This window comes from Nonomuraea terrae (assembly GCF_044465245.1).
GTDB lineage: Bacteria > Actinomycetota > Actinomycetes > Streptosporangiales > Streptosporangiaceae > Nonomuraea > Nonomuraea terrae.
Genome location: NZ_JBITLL010000001.1, coordinates 310,027 through 325,787, shown reverse-complemented (window position 1 = coordinate 325,787; position 15,761 = coordinate 310,027). Strand labels below are relative to the sequence as shown.

Below are 15,761 nucleotides of genomic sequence, written 5' to 3'. Positions count from 1 at the left end.
CACAAGTGTTCAGGAGTGCCATGAATGCCGCCGACGTCGCACCAGAGACGCAGGCCCGGTTCCCCCACGAGCTGATGTACGCGGCGGCACAGCAGTACTACCTGGAAGACGCCACCCAGGGCGACATTGCCAAGCGACTGGGCGTCAGCAGGGCCACCGTCAGCCGCCTGCTCACGGAGGCCCGCAAGCAGGGCATCGTCGAGATCAAGGTGCACAAGCCGGCCTCACTGGAGGACGGCCCGCTGGCCGCCGACGTGGCGCAGGCGCTCAACCTGCGCCGCGTCTACATCGTCCCCAAAGTGAGCGGCCCCGCCCTCGGCCCGTGGCTGGCCCCGGCCGTGGCCCGCGCGCTGGCCACCACCGGCCTGCGCTCGGGCGACGTCGTGCTGGTCTCCTCCGGCACCACGGTCTACGAGTGCGCCCGCGAGGGCCTCGGCCAGTACCCGGGCGTCACGATCGCGCCCGCCGTCGGCGGCCAGGAGGAGCCGCAGCCCTGGTTCCAGACCAACGAGACCACCCGCATCCTGGCCGAACGCGTCGGCGGCGTGCCCGCCTACCTGTACGCCCCCGCGCTGCCCGGCCCCGAGCTGTTCGCCTCGCTGCAGCACGAGCCGTCCGTACGCCGGGTGATGGACCTGTGGGCGCAGGCCAAGGCCGCGATCGTCGGCGTCGGCTCGGCCCCGCTGATGCGCCAGATGACGCCCTCGCTCATGCCTCGCGACGCCGAGAGCCTGCGCCGGGCCGTGGGCGACGTGTGCATGCGGGTCTACGACCGCGACGGCGCCCCGGTGACGTACCCGGGGAGCGAGCGGCTGGTCGCCACCCAGCTGGAGGAGCTGCGGCGCATCCCGCACACGATCGCGGTCGCCGTCGGCGCGGAGAAGGTGCTCTCGATCGTCGCCGGCGCCAGGGGCGGCTACTTCAACCAGCTCGTCACGGACACCCCGACCGCGGAGGGCCTGCTCGCGGCCGCGCACCAAATCTGAACACATTTGCTGGACAAAGTTTCTCACCCCGCGCTACCGTGAGCCGCACCACAGGATGTGCCTGCTTGTGAGGTATGTCCGTGTCTCGGGGGGCTGCGTCATGATCCCCAGTAGCGAGTGAGGAATGAACCCGTGAACAGAGCGAAGATGCGGACCACCGCGCTGGCCGCAGTGGCAGTGCTCGCAGGCTCGGCGCTGACGGCGTGCGGCTCCGGCTCGACCGCGGGCGGCGGCACCGGCGGTGGCGGCGACCTGGAGAACGCCAAGGTCGCCTTCCTCATGCCCGACCTCGCCTCCACCCGGTACGAACTCCAGGACAGGCCCCTGTTCGAGGCCAGGATGAAGCAGCTCTGCCCGAGCTGCGAGGTCATCTACCAGAACGCCGACTCCGACGCCGCCAAACAGCAGCAGCAGGCCAACTCGGCGCTCGCCCAGGGCGTCAAGGCCATCGTCATCGACCCGGTCGACTCCGCCGCCGCGGCCACCATCGTTAAGACGGCCCAGTCGCAGCAGGTGCCGATCATCGCCTACGACCGGCCGATCCCGGCCACGCCCGCCGACTACTACATCTCGTTCGACAACGAGAAGATCGGCCAGATGATCGCCCAGTCCCTGGTCGACCACCTCAAGGCCGAGAACGCCGAGGGCGGCATCCTCCAGGTCAACGGCTCCCCCACGGACGCCGCGGCCGGGCTGATCAAGAAGGGCATCCACAGCGCGGTGGACCCGAGCGGCTTCGAGCTGCTGGCCGAGTACGACACCCCCGACTGGCAGCCGGAGAAGGCGCAGACCTGGGTCAGCGGCCAGATCACGCAGTTCAAGGACCAGATCGTCGGCGTGGTCGCGGCCAACGACGGCACGGGCGGCGGCGCGATCGCCGCGTTCAAGGCCGCGGGCGGGGACGTGCCGCCGGTGACCGGCAACGACGCCGAGGTGGCCGCCGCGCAGCGCATCATCGCGGGCGACCAGTACAACACCATCTCCAAGCCGATCAAGATCGTCGCGGAGGCCGCCGCCAACGTGGCCTGGGACTTCATGCAGGGCAAGAAGCCCGCCGGCAAGGCCACGCTCTACGACACGCCCTCCGAGCTGTTCGTCCCCACGGTCGTGACCAAGGAGAACATCAAGGAGGTGCTCTTCGACAGCGGCATCATGAAGGCCGCCGACGTGTGCACCGGCGAGTACGCCGCAGGCTGCGACGAGCTCGGCATCAAGTAGGAGCGAGATGACCGTCCTGTCCCTGCGCGGCATCAGCAAGACCTTCGGCGCGGTCGCCGCGCTCACCGACATCGAGCTCGACGTCGACGCGGGCGAGGTCCTCGCCGTCGTGGGCGACAACGGCGCGGGCAAGTCGACGCTCGTCAAGATCCTTTCGGGCGTGCATCCCCCGGACTCGGGCACGGTCACGTTCGAGGGGCGCGAGGTGGCGATCACGAACCCGTCCGCCGCGCAGAAGCTCGGCATCGCCACCGTCTACCAGGACCTGGCCCTCTGCGAGAACCTCAACGTCATCCAGAACCTGTTCCTCGGCCACGAGGTCCGCCCGCTGCGGCTGAACGAGGTGGCCATGGAGACGCGGTCGTGGGAGCTGCTCCGCCAGCTGTCGGCGAAGATCCCGAGCGTACGGGTGCCGGTGGCCGCGCTGTCGGGCGGCCAGCGGCAGACCGTCGCCATCGCCAGGTCGCTGCTCGGCGACCCCAAGATCATCATCCTGGACGAGCCCACCGCCGCGCTCGGCGTCGCCCAGACGGCCGAGGTGCTCAACCTGGTCGAGCGGCTGCGCGAGAACGGCCTGGGCGTGATCATGATCAGTCACAACATGGCCGACGTGAAAGCCGTGGCCGACACCGTGGCGGTGCTGCGGCTCGGCCGCAACAACGGAGTGTTCCAGGTGAACGACGTCTCCACCGAGGACATCATCGCCGCCATCACCGGCGCCACCGACAACGTGGTCTCCCGCCGCGCGGCCCGTGAGGGGGCGGCGGGTCACACGCCGCAGGAAGGACGGTCGTCGTGACCACCCGCGAAGAGAACGCGAAGGAGCGGCGGGAGCGCGACGACCGGAGCGGAGGAAGGCGGCGGCCTCAAGGCGACCGAGCCGCCGAGCGGAGTGCGGCCATGAGCACAGACCTGCAGGACGAGCGGTTGCGCAGCCGTGACGGCGTGCGCGGGGTCGTCTCCGACATCGTGGACCGGGCGCGCGGCGGCGACCTCGGCGTCATCCCGGTCGTGGTCGGTCTCGTGGTGATCTGGACGGTCCTGCAGATCCTCAACCCGATCTTCCTGTCCAGCGCCAACCTGGTGAACCTCACCCTGGAGTCCGCCGCCGTCGGCGTCATCGCGCTCGGCATCGTCTGCGTGCTGCTCGTCGGCCAGATCGACCTGTCCGTCGGCTCCGTCAGCGGCCTGTCGGGCGCGGTGCTCGCGGTGCTGTTCGTCGGCGAGGGGCTGCCGGTCTGGCTGGCCATCGCGGCCGCCGTCGTCATGGGCGCGGTCGTCGGATGGGTGTACGGCCAGCTGTTCAACCGGTTCGGCGTGCCCAGCTTCGTGATCACGCTGGCCGGCCTCCTCGCCTTCCTCGGCCTGCAGCTGTACGTGCTCGGCAGCAAGGGGTCGATCAACCTGCCGTTCGACTCGGGGCTGGTGAACTTCGCGCAGCTGGCGTTCGTGCCGGCCTGGCTGTCGTACACGCTGGCCGTGGTCGCGGCGGTCTGGTTGTTCGTCAGCGGATACCTGCACGCGCGCGAGCGGCGGCGGGCCGGGCTGTCGGCCCGCGGCACGTCGGTGCTGGCGGTGCGCAGCGCCGCGCTGCTGGTCGTGCTGGCGTTCGTGGTCTGGTACCTGGGGCAGACGCGCGGCGTCGGCTGGATGTTCGTCTTCTTCGTCGCGCTGGTGCTGATCATGCACTACCTGCTGTCGCGGACGAAGTGGGGCCGCGCCGTCTACGCCGTGGGCGGCAACGTGGAGGCCGCCCGCCGGGCCGGCATCAACGTCAAGGCCGTCTACACCTCGGTGTTCGTGCTCTGCTCGACGTTCGCCGCGGTCGGCGGCATCCTGGCCGCCGCCCGGCTCGCCGCGGCCAACCAGAGCAGCGGCGGCGGCGACGTCAACCTCAACGCGATCGCCGCGGCCGTGATCGGCGGGACGAGCCTGTTCGGCGGGCGCGGCACGGCGTTCGGCGCGCTGCTCGGCATCATCGTGATCCAGTCCATCTCCAGCGGCCTGACCCTGCTCAACCTCGACTCCTCGATCCGGTTCGTGGTCACCGGCGTCGTGCTGCTGCTCGCCGTCGTCGTCGACTCCGTGTCGCGGCGGTCGCGGACCTCCCACGGCAGGGCCTGATGGGCGTCATCTGCGTGGACGCCGGGACCACGGTCATCAAGGCGGTCGGCTACGACGACTCCGGCGCGGAGGCGGCCGTCGCCCGGCGCGAGACCGTCGTGTCGCGGCCCGCGCCCGGCCACTGCGAGCAGGACATGGCCGCCGTCTGGGACGCGGTCGCGGCCACGGTGCGCGAGGTCGCCGCCCAGGTGGGCGGCGCCGATGTGGTGGCCGTCACCGCCCAGGGCGACGGGTGCTGGCTGGTCGGCCCCGACGGCGAGCCGACCGGCCCCGCCATCCTCTGGAACGACGGCCGGGCGGCCGGCACGGTGGACGCCTGGACCCGCGAGGGGGTCGCGGCGACGGCCTTCCGCCGCAACGGCTCCTCGGCCGCGTCCGGGCTGCCGCACGCCATCCTGACGTGGCTGAAGGAGCACGACCCCGAGCGGCTCGCCCGGTCCCGTGCCAACCTGACCTGCGGCGGCTGGATCTTCTCCCGGCTGACCGGGGAGCTGGTGGCCGACGAGTCCGACGCCTCGGCGCCGTTCATGGACCTGCGGGCGCGGGCGTACTCGCCGGAGCTGCTGGCCCTGTTCGGGCTGGAGTGGGCCGAGCGGCTGCTGCCGCCGGTCCGGCCGTGCCCGGTCGCCGGTCTGACCGCGACGGCCGCCACCGCGCTGGGCCTGGCCGCCGGGACGCCGGTGGTCATGGCGCCGTACGACATCGCCTCGACGGCGCTCGGCGCGGGAGCGGTGCGGCCGGGGCAGGCGTGCGCGATCCTCGGCACCACGCTGAGCACCGAGGTCGTCGTGGACTCCCCCAGCCTGGACGGCGAGCCGACCGGCATCACCATCGCGCTGCCCGGCGGCTACCTGCGGGCCTTTCCCACGTTCGCGGGCACGGAGGTCGTGCAGTGGACGTGCCGCCTGCTGGCTCTGGCCGGCCCGGCCGAGCTGGGCGAGCTGGCCGAGCGGGGCGAGCCGGGGGCGGGCGGCCTGGCGTTCCTGCCGTACCTGTCGCCGGCCGGTGAGCGGGCGCCGTTCTCCGACCCGCTGGCCAGGGGGTCGCTGCTGGGCATGTCGTTCGAGCACCGCCGCGAGGACGTCGCCAGGGCGGTGTTCGAGGGGCTGACCATGGTGATCCGCGACTGCCTGACGGCCACCGGGGCGGCGCCCACGGAGCTGCGGGCGTGCGGCGGCGGCGCGGCCAGCGGCTTCTGGCTGCGGCTGATCGCCGACGTGACCGGCCTGCCGGTACGCCGCTCGGCCGACGACGAGGTGGGCGCGAGGGGGGCCTACCTCGTCGGCCTGGCCGCCACCGGGGCGGCCCCGTCCGTCGCGGCGGCGGCGGAGCGGCACGTACGCCTGCGCGACGCGGTCGAGCCCGACCCCACCCGCCGCGAACGCTACGACCGGCTGTTCGCCGACTTCCTGACGTTGCGCGACGGCGCCGCGGACTCGTGGCCGCTGCTCGCGCAGATGCGTACGAGAGGCCGTACATGAGCGTGTGGATCGGCATCGACCTGGGCACCCAGAGCGTGCGCGCGCTGGCCGTCACCGGCGAGGGGCGGGTGCTCGGCACCGGCAGCCGCCCGCTGACCAGCCACCGCGACGGCCCCCGCCACGAGCAGGACCCGCGGCAGTGGTGGAGCGCGCTGGCGGCCGCCACCCGGGAGGCCCTGCGCGACGTGCCCGCCGGCCGGGTCGAGGGCGTGGCGGTGGACGCGACATCTGGCACGATCCTGCTCACCGACGCCGGGGGCGACCCGCTCACCCCGGCCCTGATGTACGACGACCGGCGCGCCGACGCGACCCGCGTCAACGAGGCGGGCGCGCACGTGTGGGATCGGCTCGGCTACCGGCGCATGCAGCCGAACTGGGCGCTGCCGAAGCTGCTGTGGCTGCTGCCGGACGCCCCGGCGGGCGCGCGGCTGGCCCACCAGAACGACTTCGTCAACCGGCGCCTGACCGGGCACGAGGTGGCCACCGACCTGTCCAACGCGCTCAAGACCGGCGTGGACCTGATCGAGGAACGCTGGCCGATGGAGGTGTTCGACGCGCTGGGCGTGCCCGCGGGGATGCTGCCCGACGTCGTCCGGCCCGGCGCCCGCCTCGGCGAGGTGTGCGCGGCGGCGGCCGAGGAGACCGGCATCCCGGCGGGCACCCCGGTCGTCGCCGGCACCACGGACGGCTGCGCGGCCCAGCTCGGCGCGGGCGCCCTGCTGCCCGGCAACTGGAACTCGGTGCTCGGCACCACGCTGGTGCTGAAGGGCGTCACGAAGCAGCTGATCCACGACCCGCTCGGCGTGGTCTACTCCCACCGCGCCCCCGACGGCTCCTGGCTGCCCGGCGGGGCGTCCAGCACGGGCGCCGGCGTCCTGACCCGCGACCTGCCCGGCCGCGACCTCGACCTGCTCAGCACGCAGGCCGAGGCCCGCTACGGCGGCGGACGCGGCTTGGCGGGAGGGCTTCCCGCGCCCGTGCCGCCCGCGGGCGCCGGCGGGCCGCTGCCGCCCGCCGTCACCTACCCGCTGGTCTCGCGCGGCGAGCGCTTCCCGTTCGCGGCCCCGGAGGCCGAGGGCTTCACGCTGGGCGAGCCGGCCGACGACGTCGAGCGCTACGCTGCCGTCCTGCTCGGCGCCGCCTTCGTCGAACGCCTCTGCTTCGACTACCTCGACCTGCTGGGCGCCCCGGTGGACGGGGAGCTCACCCTGACCGGCGGCGCCACCAGGAGCCCGTACTGGACGCGGCTGCGGGCGGACGTCCTGCGGCGGCCGGTCACACTGCGCGAGAACGCCGAGCCCGCGCTGGGCATGGCCGTCCTGGCGGGCGGCGACCCGGCCCGCATGATCAGGACGCGCGCCGTGGTCGAGCCGTCGGGCGCCGACCTGCGGGAGCCGTACCTACGCTTCGTCGCCGAACTGGAAGAGCGGGGCTGGCTGGACGCCAGAGCCGCCGCGCACGCCCGTGAGAGGACCACCCGATGACCGACCTCGTGCTCGTCCGCCACGGCGAGACGGTGTGGCACGCCGAGAACCGCTACGCGGGCAGCAGCGAGGTCGAGCTGACCCCGCGCGGCCACGAGCAGGCCGACCTGCTGGCCGGCTGGGCGGCGGGGGCGGGCCTGACGGCCGTGTGGGCGTCCACGCTCAGCCGGGCGAAGATCACCGCCGCCGCGAGCGCCGCCAAGGCAGGTGTGGAGCTGCGGGTGGACGCCCGGCTGCGCGAGCTCGACTTCGGCGAGGGCGAGGGCCTCACCTCCGCGGAGATGAAGGCCCGCTTCCCCGAGGCCAGGGCCGCCTTCGAGGCCGACCCCGCCGCCAACCCGCTGCCGGGCGGCGAGGACCCGCACGCGGCCGCCGAGCGGTTCGCCGCCGCGCTGTACGACATCCACGCCGCGCATCCCACGGGCCGCGTGCTGGTGGTCGCGCACACGACCGCCATCAGGCTCGCACTGTGCCGGCTGATCGGGGTGCCGCTCGGCGAGTACCGGCGGCTGTTCCCGCGTCTGGACAACTGCGCCCTGACCGAGCTGCGCTTGAGCATCGGGCAGGTCGCGATGCTGCAGTACAACTCCCCGATTGGAGTCGTTCGTTGACCATCCGAGTCTTGGCCGCAGGCGACCACTTCGTCCAGAACCGGCTGTTCGTCGAGGCGCTCAGGCGCGAGGTGCCCGGCGAGCTGGACATCCGTGAGCTGACGCTCCCGTGGCCGCTGGTGCCGTTCGGCAAGGTGGGCGAGGTGGACGAGGCCTCCGACGTGGAGGACGAGCTGATCGAGGCTCTCGACGGCGTGGAGGTCTGCGTGACCCAGATGGCGCCGCTGACCAGGCGGGTCCTGGAGGCCAGCCCCGGGCTGCGGCTGTTCTGCGTGAGCCGGGGCGGGCCGGTCAACGCCAACCTGGAGGCCGCCACCCGGGCAGGGGTGGCGGTGACGTTCGCGCCGGGCCGCAACGCCGTGGCCACCGCCGAGCACACCCTCGCCATGCTGCTGGCCGCCACCCGCCGGATCCCGCAGACGCACGGCGACCTGGCCGGGGGCGTGTGGCGCGGTGACTACTACACCTACGACAACGTCGGCCCGGAGCTGGAGGGCAACACCGCCGGCCTGATCGGGTACGGCGCCATCGGCCGCCGCGTGGCCCGCATGCTCGAAGGGTTCGGCGCGGAGGTGCTGGTCTACGACCCGTACGTCGACGTGCCGAACCGGGTGGACCTGCCCGAGCTGCTCGAACGCTCCCGCTTCGTCTCCCTGCACGCCCGCGCCACCCCGGAGACCGCCGGCATGATCGGCGCCGGGCAGATCGCCGCCATGCCGCGCGGCTCGGTGCTGGTCAACTGCGCCCGCGGCGCGCTGCTCGACTACGACGCGCTGTGCGACGCGCTGGATTCCGGTCACCTGTTCGGCGCCGCGATGGACGTCTTCCCCGAGGAGCCGATCCCGACGGGCTCGCGCCTGCTCACGACCCCGAACCTCATCATGACGCCGCACCTGGCCGGGGCCAGCAAGGAGACGGCGATGAAGGCGGCCTCGATCGTGGCCGCCGACGTGGCCCGCTACGTGCGCGGCGAGCCACTCTCTCACCTGGCGAACCCCTCCTGACCGACCCGCTCCAGCGCACCGTCCGGGCCGGTCACCACGGTGACGCTGAAGTCGTACGCGGTGCCGGGCAGGTCGGCGTCGTGGGCCGCGACCACCAGCGCCCCCTTGGAGACACCGAGGCCGACCAGGGCGATGAGGTCGCAGCCGCCGTCGGGCAGCCACGTGGTCAGCACCACGTCGGACTCGGCCAGGCGTACGGGGACGTCGATCTCCGCCATCCGGCCGACCAGGTCGGCGTGGGACAGGCGACGGCCCTCGGCGAGCAGCAGGGCGTCCTGGCGGCGGGCGTCGAGCGTGGGCAGCGCGGTCGGCTCCAGCGTCAGCAGGCCGCGGAAGTCGATCGTGTCGAGGGCCGGGCCGAGCGAGACGACCTGCCGCACCCGGGACTCCTCCGCGGCGAGCACCGCCGTGCGCGCGAGATCGGGGGTGGTGATCAGGGTGCGGGCGTCGCACGCGCGCAGCCGTTCGGCGATCTCGTCGGGGCCGAGCCCTGGGTCGATCGGCGCGGCCACCCCGCCGGCCGCCACCACCGTGTGGACCGCCAGTGTCTGCGCGCCCACGGTGGGGACGTGCACCCCCACCACCTGGTCGCGCCGGGCGCCCCTGCGGACGAGCCCGGAGGCGGCCCTCGTCACCTCGGTGACCAGCCGCCGGTAGCCGTAGACGTGGCCGCCGCGCAGGTCGATGAGGGCCGGACGGTCGCCACGCTCGTAGGCCCGGCGGAACACCTCATGGATCACGGTGCCGGTGGACGAGGCGGTGGGTTTCATGCCCGCCAACGTATGGCCGCACGGGCGGCCCCAGCATCCACCGATGTATGTAGGAGACTGTGCATTCGCCCGAGCTCTGGGCGGGCCCGAGCCCTGCGCGACTCGAGCCCGCTGTCACGCGCCCGGAGCCGGACCCCCACCCCTCCGAGGAGGCCCAGCCCCACGGGACGCGTGACGTCCCCGGTGGATCCTCCGCCCCGTGCGGCGCGGCCGATCGCCGGAAGAAACGCTAGGGGTGCACGGCCTCCTCGCGCATGCGCTGACATGGCCATTCGACGATGTACGCGGCCACGCCCCGCCATGTGTAGAGAGGTCACCTCCCGCCGATGACCCATGCGGCGATCTGTGTACGCGTGGAGAAGCCCAGCTTGGCCAGGATGTTGGCCACGTGGCGGGCCACGGTCGCGGGGCTGATGACGAGTTCGTCGGCGATGGCCCGGTTGCTCAGGCCGCGGGCGACCAGCCCGGCGATCTCGCGTTCCCTGGCGGTGAGCCTGCTCTCCTGGCTGACCGGCACGACCGGCTCGGGCGGCGGCTCGGGCAGGTCGCCGTCGAGGGCGCAGGCCACCGCCTGGTCCACGGTCAGCGCGCCGCCCTCGGCCCACAGCAGCCCCGTCACGGCCTCGCCCAGGGCGGCCCTGGCCGGCCGCAGCACCTCCTCGGTGCGGGCGTCCGGCTGCCGCCCGCCGAGCGTCACCGAGGCCGCCGCCAGCAGGACCGCCCGCCGGTGGTCGCCCTCGGCAGCGACCAGGCTCGCCCACGCCTCCAGCCGCCGGGCGATGCTCGCGCGCAGCCCCGCGTCGCGGCTGAGCACCAGTGCCTCGGTCAGCCTGGCCCTGGCCTGCGCGAGGTCACCCTGGTCGAGCGCCACCCGGCCGAGCCCGGCCAGGCAGCTCACGGTGTGCTGGCGGGCGTCGACGTGCCGCAGCAGGCGCAGCGCCGCCTCGTAGTGGCGCCGGGCGGTGGCCGGGTCGCCGCAGCGCCGGGCCACCTGCGCCAGGCCGATGTGGTCGGAGGCCTGCCCGTAGTGGTTGTCGAGCTCCTCGTCGATCGACAGGGCCTCCTCGAACGCCCGCCGCGCCTCGTGCAGCCGGCCCTGGTGCAGGGCGGCGCGCGCCCTGGCGCCCTGGGCCAGGGACTCCAGGATGAGGTCACCGCACTGCCTGGCCGCCTCCAGCGCGCGCTCCACCACCTGCTGCTCGCCGGTGAGCCGGGCCAGCACCACCGTGCCCGCGGCCTCGCCGTAGGCGTCCCCGGCGGCGGCGCACAGGTCGAGCCCGGCGCGTACGTGCCGCAGCGCCGGCTCCAGGTCGCCGGCCGCCAGTGCCAGCTCGCCGCGCACGATCTGCGCCTGCCCGTGCAGCGCCCGCGGCACCCGTGGCGAGCCGAGGGCGAGCAGCCGGTCGAGCCGCTCGGCCATGTCGAGCTTGCGCCCGCTGCCGATCAGCACGAACCGTACGTCGACCAGCAGGCCGAGCGCGGCCTCCGGCAGCCCGGCGGCGATCGACCAGTCGCAGGCGGCGCCCATCTCGGCCTTGAGCCCGTCGATGAGGTTGATGTGCCGCTCGACCACCGGCCACGACGTGCGCGCGCCCGGCGCCAGCGTCTGCCTGAACCGGTTGGCGAGCCCGGCCATCCCCAGCAGATGGCGGCGCCGTACGTCGGTCTCCTCGCCGGACTCGGCGAGCTGCTCCAGCGCGTATTCGCGGACGGTCTCCAGCAGCCGGTAGCGGGCCTGGCCGGCGATCTCACCGTCGAGGACGACGAGCGACTTGTCCATGAGGTCGCAGAGCCTGGGCAGCACCTCCGGCTCGGCCAGGCCGGGACCGGAGCAGACCGCCTCCGCCAGGTCGAGCGTCCACGCCGAGCGGAAGGCGGCCGTACGGCGCAGCAGCAGGCGTTCCTGCGGGGTGAGCAGGCGGTAGCTCCAGTCGACGGCGGCCCAGAGCGTGCGGTGGCGCGGCGGAGCCGTACGGGGACCGACCCGCAGCAACCTCAGGCGGTCGTCGAACCGCTCGACGAGCTGCCCCACCGACAGGAACCGCACCATGGCGGCGGCCAGCTCGATCGCCAGCGGCAGCCCGTCGAGCGCCCGGCAGAGCTCCACGACGAGCGGAGCGGTCTCGCCGGTCAGCTCGAACCCGGGCCGCGCGGCCACGGCCCTGGCCACGAACAGCCGCACGGCCTCGCTGTCGACGCCGTCGACCGACAGCGGCGGCACCCGCCACACCGTCTCGCCCGGCACGCGCAGCGGCTCGCGGCTGGTGGCCAGCACGCTCACCGACGGGCAGGCGCCCAGCAGGTCGCGGCAGAGCTCGGCGCACTCGGCCACGACGGGCTCGCAGTTGTCGAGCACGAGCAGCACGCGCCGGTCGCCGACCGTCTCGGACAGCTCGCCCGCGATGCCGAGCGCGGCGGCGGCGTGTCCTCTGACCCCGCCGTTCTCCACGTCGGCCAGCTCGACCAGCCAGACGCCGCCGGGGTGCTCGGGGGCGATGCGGGCGGCCAGCCGCAGGGCCAGCCGGGTCTTGCCGATGCCGCCGGCGCCGTACAGGGTCACCACCCGCGAGACGCGCATCAGGTGGGCGAGCTCGTCGACATCGGACTCGCGGCCCACGAACGCGTTCGGCTCGGCCGGCAGGTTGCTGAATTCGGCGGATCGCAGCATCACTGTGAGTGTGGCATCAACTACGCCGCGCGCCCAGACGTCGGCGGCGAAGAAGTCTCCCTCGGTCGAGGCTCAGGAGAGCGCCGCCTCGATGATCGCGCGGGCGACGGGCCCGACCGCCGGGGCGCGTTCCCCTGCGTCCTCCAGGACGACGCCGACCGCCACCTCCGGCGCGTCGGCGGGCGCGAAGGCGGTGACCAGCGCGTGCCGTTCCGTCCCCGGCGCCTCCCGCGTGACGGCGGTCCGCGCGGCGACCCGCACGCCGGGCACGGCCACCTGCGTGCCCCCGCCGCGCCGCACCGTCGTCATCATCAGCGCCAGGTACTTCGCCAGCGTCGGCGGCACCGCCGTCCGATACGGCACGGGGTTGGCCCGGTTCATGACGGACCCGTCCGGCAGCCGGACCTCCTGCACCAGGTACGGCCGCATCAGCACCCCGTTGTTGGCCACCGCGGCCGACATCATGGCGACCATCAGCGGCGTCACCCGGCTCTCGTGGCGGCCGATGGCGGTCAGGGCCGTCTGCGCCCGGTCCATCGCGACCGGGTACCGGCTCGGCGTCGCCGGCAGCGGGATCGTCAGGTCGCGGGCGTTGAACCCGAACGCCTCCGCCTGGTCCCTGAGCAGGTCCTGCCCGAGCTGGAGCCCGATGCCGGCGAACGCCGTGTCGCACGCCTGCTGGAAGGCGTACAGCAGGGTCGGCCGGCCGTTCCCGCACGGGCGGTCGCCGGCGTTGCGGACGTACGTCGACGTGCCCGGCAGCCGCAGGCGGGCGGGCGCGTTCACGGTCGCCGTGGGCGTGTACTCGCGTGAGGCCAGCGCCGCCGCCGTGGTGACCAGCTTGAACGTGGACCCCGGCGGATAGAGCCGGTCGAGAGCCCGGTTGACCAGCGGCCGCTCCGGGTCCCCGCGCAGCCGCCCGGTCACCCTGGCCAGCCGCTCCCGGTCGAACGTGGCCAGCACGTTGGGGTCGTACGTCGGGTAGGTGGCCAGCGCGAGGATCGCCCCGGTCGCCGGGTCGACGGCCACCGCCGCCCCCGGCACCCCCGTCGCCTTGAGGCTCTGGTAGGCCGCCCACTGCACCCGGTCGCTGATCGTCAGCCGGACGTCGGCCCCCTCGACGGCGCCGTCCCTGACCAGCGACCGGACCTTGACCCTGGCGTCCTGCCCGGACAACACGCCGTCCTCCGCCTGCTCGATGCCCGTGGCGCGGTGCAGCGAGAGGTGGCCGGTGACGGCCGCGTACAGCTCGCCGTGCCGGTAGACGCGGCGGTAGCGGTAGGGGCCGCCGCGGTCGAGCCGGCTGGTCGCGACGGGTGTGCCGTCGTAGGTGAGGATGTCGCCGCGCGGGTGGTCGTAGCGGGCGATCAGGGGGCGTTCGTTCCTGGGGTCGGAGTTGAGCGCGCGCGAGCCGAACGCCTGGATCACCGTGACGTGCCCGAGCAGGACGAACAACATCACCGCGCAGGCCCTGGCGACGTGGCGCAGCGGCACGTTGATCCGCCTCGCCCTCGATCCAGCCATGCACCTCGGTCTAACAACCGCGGCGCAAAGACACGGCTAGAGGACGCTGCGGTAGTAGGAAATCTTGTTCCGGATGTAGCCGCGCCGCGCGGCGAGGTTGTCGATCTGCCCCTGGACGTGCCGCTCGTGCTCCTCCAGGAGCTTGATGCGGTCGGGGATCGTGTGGTCGCCGGCGCGGGACAGCTCGGCGAAGCGCAGCATCTGCGCGATCGGCATGCCGGTGTCGCGCAGGCAGCGGACCATGCCGAGCCAGCTGAGGTGCTCCTCACTGAACCTGCGCTGCCCGGACGAGTTGCGCTCGACGGGCTCGAGCAGGCCGATCTTCTCGTAGTAACGCAGGGTGTCGAGGGTGAAGCCGGTCTCCTCGACGACCTCCGCCGGGGTGTACACGCTCATGCGCCCAAGAATCCCACCTGGAGCGGGCTCCAGGTCAACTCGGATTCGGGGGGCTTGACATGGAGTGGACTCCAGCTCCCAGCGTCTGGCCCATGCACATCGCACTCGGCACGATTCCGTTCGGCACCACCGTCGGCATGGACGACACGAAGGTCGGCGCGCGGCCGACCGTCCCCGGTGACACGACGCTGGACTCGGCGGAGGGCCTGTCGGCACCGGTGGTCGCCGAGGCCGCCGAGGCCGCCGAGGCCGCCGAGGCCGCCGAGGACAGCCTGCGCCGGCTCGGGACGGACCGCATCGACCTGTACTGGGCGCACGTCGAAGACCGTTCCGTGCCGCTGGAGGAGACCCTGGGGGCGTTCGACGAGCTGGCCAGGGCCGGCGAGGTGCGCGGCATCGGCGCCGGCAACGTGGCCGCCTGGCGGCTGGAGCGGGCCAGGAACGTCTCGGCGGCGCACGGCTCCCGTACACGTATGCGCAGCTGCGCCACACGTACCTGCGACCGCGGCCGGGCACGACAGGCTGGTGACCGACGAGACGCTCGACTACCTGGCCGCCGAGCCGGACCTGACGTTGTGGGCGTACAACACGCTGATGTTCGGCGCGTACACCAGGCCGGACCGGCCGATCGGGGAGATCTACCACCACCCGGCGGACGACCCGGCGGCTCGCCGTGCTGGGCGAGGTCGCCGGTGAGCTGGGTGCCACCCCGAACCAGGTGGTGCTGGCCCGGCTGATGGCCGGCGGGATCGTCCCCGTCGTCGGCGTCTCCACGCTGGAGCGGCTGGAGGAGGCCATCGGCGCGACCGAGGTCACGCTGGACGACGAGCTGCGCGCCCGCATGGACGCCGCCTGCTGAACGGCGTCACGGCAGGTGGTCGGCGAGGTAGCGGCGGACGAGCTGCTTGCACTCGGCGATGAGCTCCGGGTCGCCCGCGGGGGCGGCCTGGAAGGCCAGCTTGAGCACGGCGTCCGCGGCCTCGACGGCGACCAGGAGCGCCCGGTCGAGCCCCGGGCCCGCGGGGGCGCCCAGGAGTTCGCGCGTCAGGACGCGCAGGCGCTCGGCGACGACGACGTTGTTCTCCTGGGTGTCGTCGAGCGTCCACCTGGCGCCGTCGGGGCCGGTGAGCACCGCGCCGAAGTCGACCGCCCCGAACCCGGGGGTGGCGCGCTTCATGGCGACGAACTCGTCGACGGCCAGGTCGACCAGGCCGGTCCAGTGGCCGAGACCGGCCGACGGGATGCGCTCGCTGATGCGCTGGAGGAACGCCTCCAGGTTGCGCCAGGCCAGCGCCCGGACCAACCCCTGCTTGTCGGGGAAGAACTGGTAGAAGGTGCCGATCGGCACCCCGGCCCGGCGGGCGACCTCTTTCGTGGTCAGCGCGTCGTAGCCGGCCTCGTCGAGCAGGAGCGCGCACTCGTCGAGCATGCGCTCCACCCGTTCGGCGCTCCGGCGCTGGGCGGGGCGGCGGCGCAGGGTCTGGGTCATGACCTC

At 73.6% G+C, this 15,761-nt stretch carries 15 protein-coding genes; 10 read left to right on the top strand and 5 right to left on the bottom strand.

Features of this window, described 5'->3' with window-relative positions:
* The first annotated feature begins 20 nt into the window (after window positions 1-20).
* From ACIBP6_RS01525 to ACIBP6_RS01490, 8 genes are all read left to right on the top strand, one after another.
* The gene (locus ACIBP6_RS01525; RefSeq protein WP_397047675.1) at window positions 21-986 is read left to right on the top strand and encodes a sugar-binding transcriptional regulator; all 966 of its coding nucleotides are present in this window, start codon (window positions 21-23) and stop codon (window positions 984-986) included.
* Window positions 987-1,118: 132 nt separating this feature from the next.
* The gene (locus ACIBP6_RS01520) at window positions 1,119-2,204 is read left to right on the top strand and encodes a sugar ABC transporter substrate-binding protein (protein ID WP_397047673.1); all 1,086 of its coding nucleotides are present in this window, start codon (window positions 1,119-1,121) and stop codon (window positions 2,202-2,204) included.
* Between the two features lie 7 nt (window positions 2,205-2,211).
* Window positions 2,212-3,003: an ATP-binding cassette domain-containing protein gene (locus ACIBP6_RS01515; protein ID WP_397047671.1), complete on the top strand. Its 792-nt coding sequence runs from the start codon at window positions 2,212-2,214 to the stop codon at window positions 3,001-3,003.
* Between the two features lie 101 nt (window positions 3,004-3,104).
* On the top strand, window positions 3,105-4,328 hold the full coding sequence (locus tag ACIBP6_RS01510; RefSeq protein ID WP_397047669.1) for a sugar ABC transporter permease: 1,224 nt from the start codon (window positions 3,105-3,107) through the stop codon (window positions 4,326-4,328).
* Window positions 4,328-5,809 (top strand): FGGY family carbohydrate kinase, encoded by a 1,482-nt coding sequence (locus tag ACIBP6_RS01505; protein WP_397047667.1) that lies wholly within the window; start codon window positions 4,328-4,330, stop codon window positions 5,807-5,809. The genes ACIBP6_RS01510 and ACIBP6_RS01505 overlap by 1 nt, the downstream gene beginning before the upstream one ends.
* Window positions 5,806-7,293 carry an FGGY-family carbohydrate kinase gene (locus ACIBP6_RS01500; RefSeq protein WP_397047665.1) on the top strand — a complete coding sequence of 496 codons (1,488 nt, stop codon included), beginning with the start codon at window positions 5,806-5,808 and terminating at the stop codon, window positions 7,291-7,293. Before ACIBP6_RS01505 ends, ACIBP6_RS01500 begins: the two co-directional genes overlap by 4 nt.
* On the top strand, window positions 7,290-7,904 hold the full coding sequence (locus ACIBP6_RS01495; RefSeq protein WP_397047663.1) for a histidine phosphatase family protein: 615 nt from the start codon (window positions 7,290-7,292) through the stop codon (window positions 7,902-7,904). Before ACIBP6_RS01500 ends, ACIBP6_RS01495 begins: the two co-directional genes overlap by 4 nt.
* Before the next feature lie 11 nt (window positions 7,905-7,915).
* Window positions 7,916-8,908: a 2-hydroxyacid dehydrogenase gene (locus ACIBP6_RS01490; protein WP_449593524.1), complete on the top strand. Its 993-nt coding sequence runs from the start codon at window positions 7,916-7,918 to the stop codon at window positions 8,906-8,908.
* Here ACIBP6_RS01490 and ACIBP6_RS01485 read toward each other — a convergent pair.
* The 4 genes from ACIBP6_RS01485 to ACIBP6_RS01470 all read right to left on the bottom strand — a co-directional run bounded on the left by ACIBP6_RS01485 (window position 8,887) and on the right by ACIBP6_RS01470 (window position 14,266).
* Window positions 8,887-9,678, bottom strand: a complete 792-nt coding sequence (locus ACIBP6_RS01485; RefSeq protein WP_397047662.1) for an AMP-binding protein — start codon at window positions 9,676-9,678, stop codon at window positions 8,887-8,889. The genes ACIBP6_RS01490 and ACIBP6_RS01485 overlap by 22 nt on opposite strands.
* Window positions 9,679-9,991: 313 nt before the next feature.
* Complete coding sequence (locus tag ACIBP6_RS01480; protein WP_397047660.1) at window positions 9,992-12,346, bottom strand: ATP-binding protein; 2,355 nt, start codon at window positions 12,344-12,346, stop codon at window positions 9,992-9,994.
* Window positions 12,347-12,418: 72 nt separating this feature from the next.
* The gene (locus ACIBP6_RS01475) at window positions 12,419-13,870 is read right to left on the bottom strand and encodes a penicillin-binding transpeptidase domain-containing protein (RefSeq protein ID WP_397047658.1); all 1,452 of its coding nucleotides are present in this window, start codon (window positions 13,868-13,870) and stop codon (window positions 12,419-12,421) included.
* Window positions 13,871-13,906: 36 nt separating this feature from the next.
* Window positions 13,907-14,266 (bottom strand): MerR family transcriptional regulator, encoded by a 360-nt coding sequence (locus ACIBP6_RS01470; RefSeq protein WP_397047656.1) that lies wholly within the window; start codon window positions 14,264-14,266, stop codon window positions 13,907-13,909.
* 92 nt (window positions 14,267-14,358) lie between these two features.
* Between ACIBP6_RS01470 and ACIBP6_RS01465 the strand changes: the two genes are divergently transcribed.
* Window positions 14,359-15,003: an aldo/keto reductase gene (locus ACIBP6_RS01465; protein WP_397047654.1), complete on the top strand. Its 645-nt coding sequence runs from the start codon at window positions 14,359-14,361 to the stop codon at window positions 15,001-15,003.
* Window positions 14,940-15,125 carry an aldo/keto reductase gene (locus tag ACIBP6_RS01460; protein ID WP_397047652.1) on the top strand — a complete coding sequence of 62 codons (186 nt, stop codon included), beginning with the start codon at window positions 14,940-14,942 and terminating at the stop codon, window positions 15,123-15,125. Before ACIBP6_RS01465 ends, ACIBP6_RS01460 begins: the two co-directional genes overlap by 64 nt.
* A gap of 6 nt (window positions 15,126-15,131) precedes the next feature.
* Here ACIBP6_RS01460 and ACIBP6_RS01455 read toward each other — a convergent pair whose 3' ends face one another.
* Window positions 15,132-15,755, bottom strand: a complete 624-nt coding sequence (locus ACIBP6_RS01455; RefSeq protein WP_397047650.1) for a TetR family transcriptional regulator — start codon at window positions 15,753-15,755, stop codon at window positions 15,132-15,134.
* Window positions 15,756-15,761 lie beyond the last annotated feature (6 nt).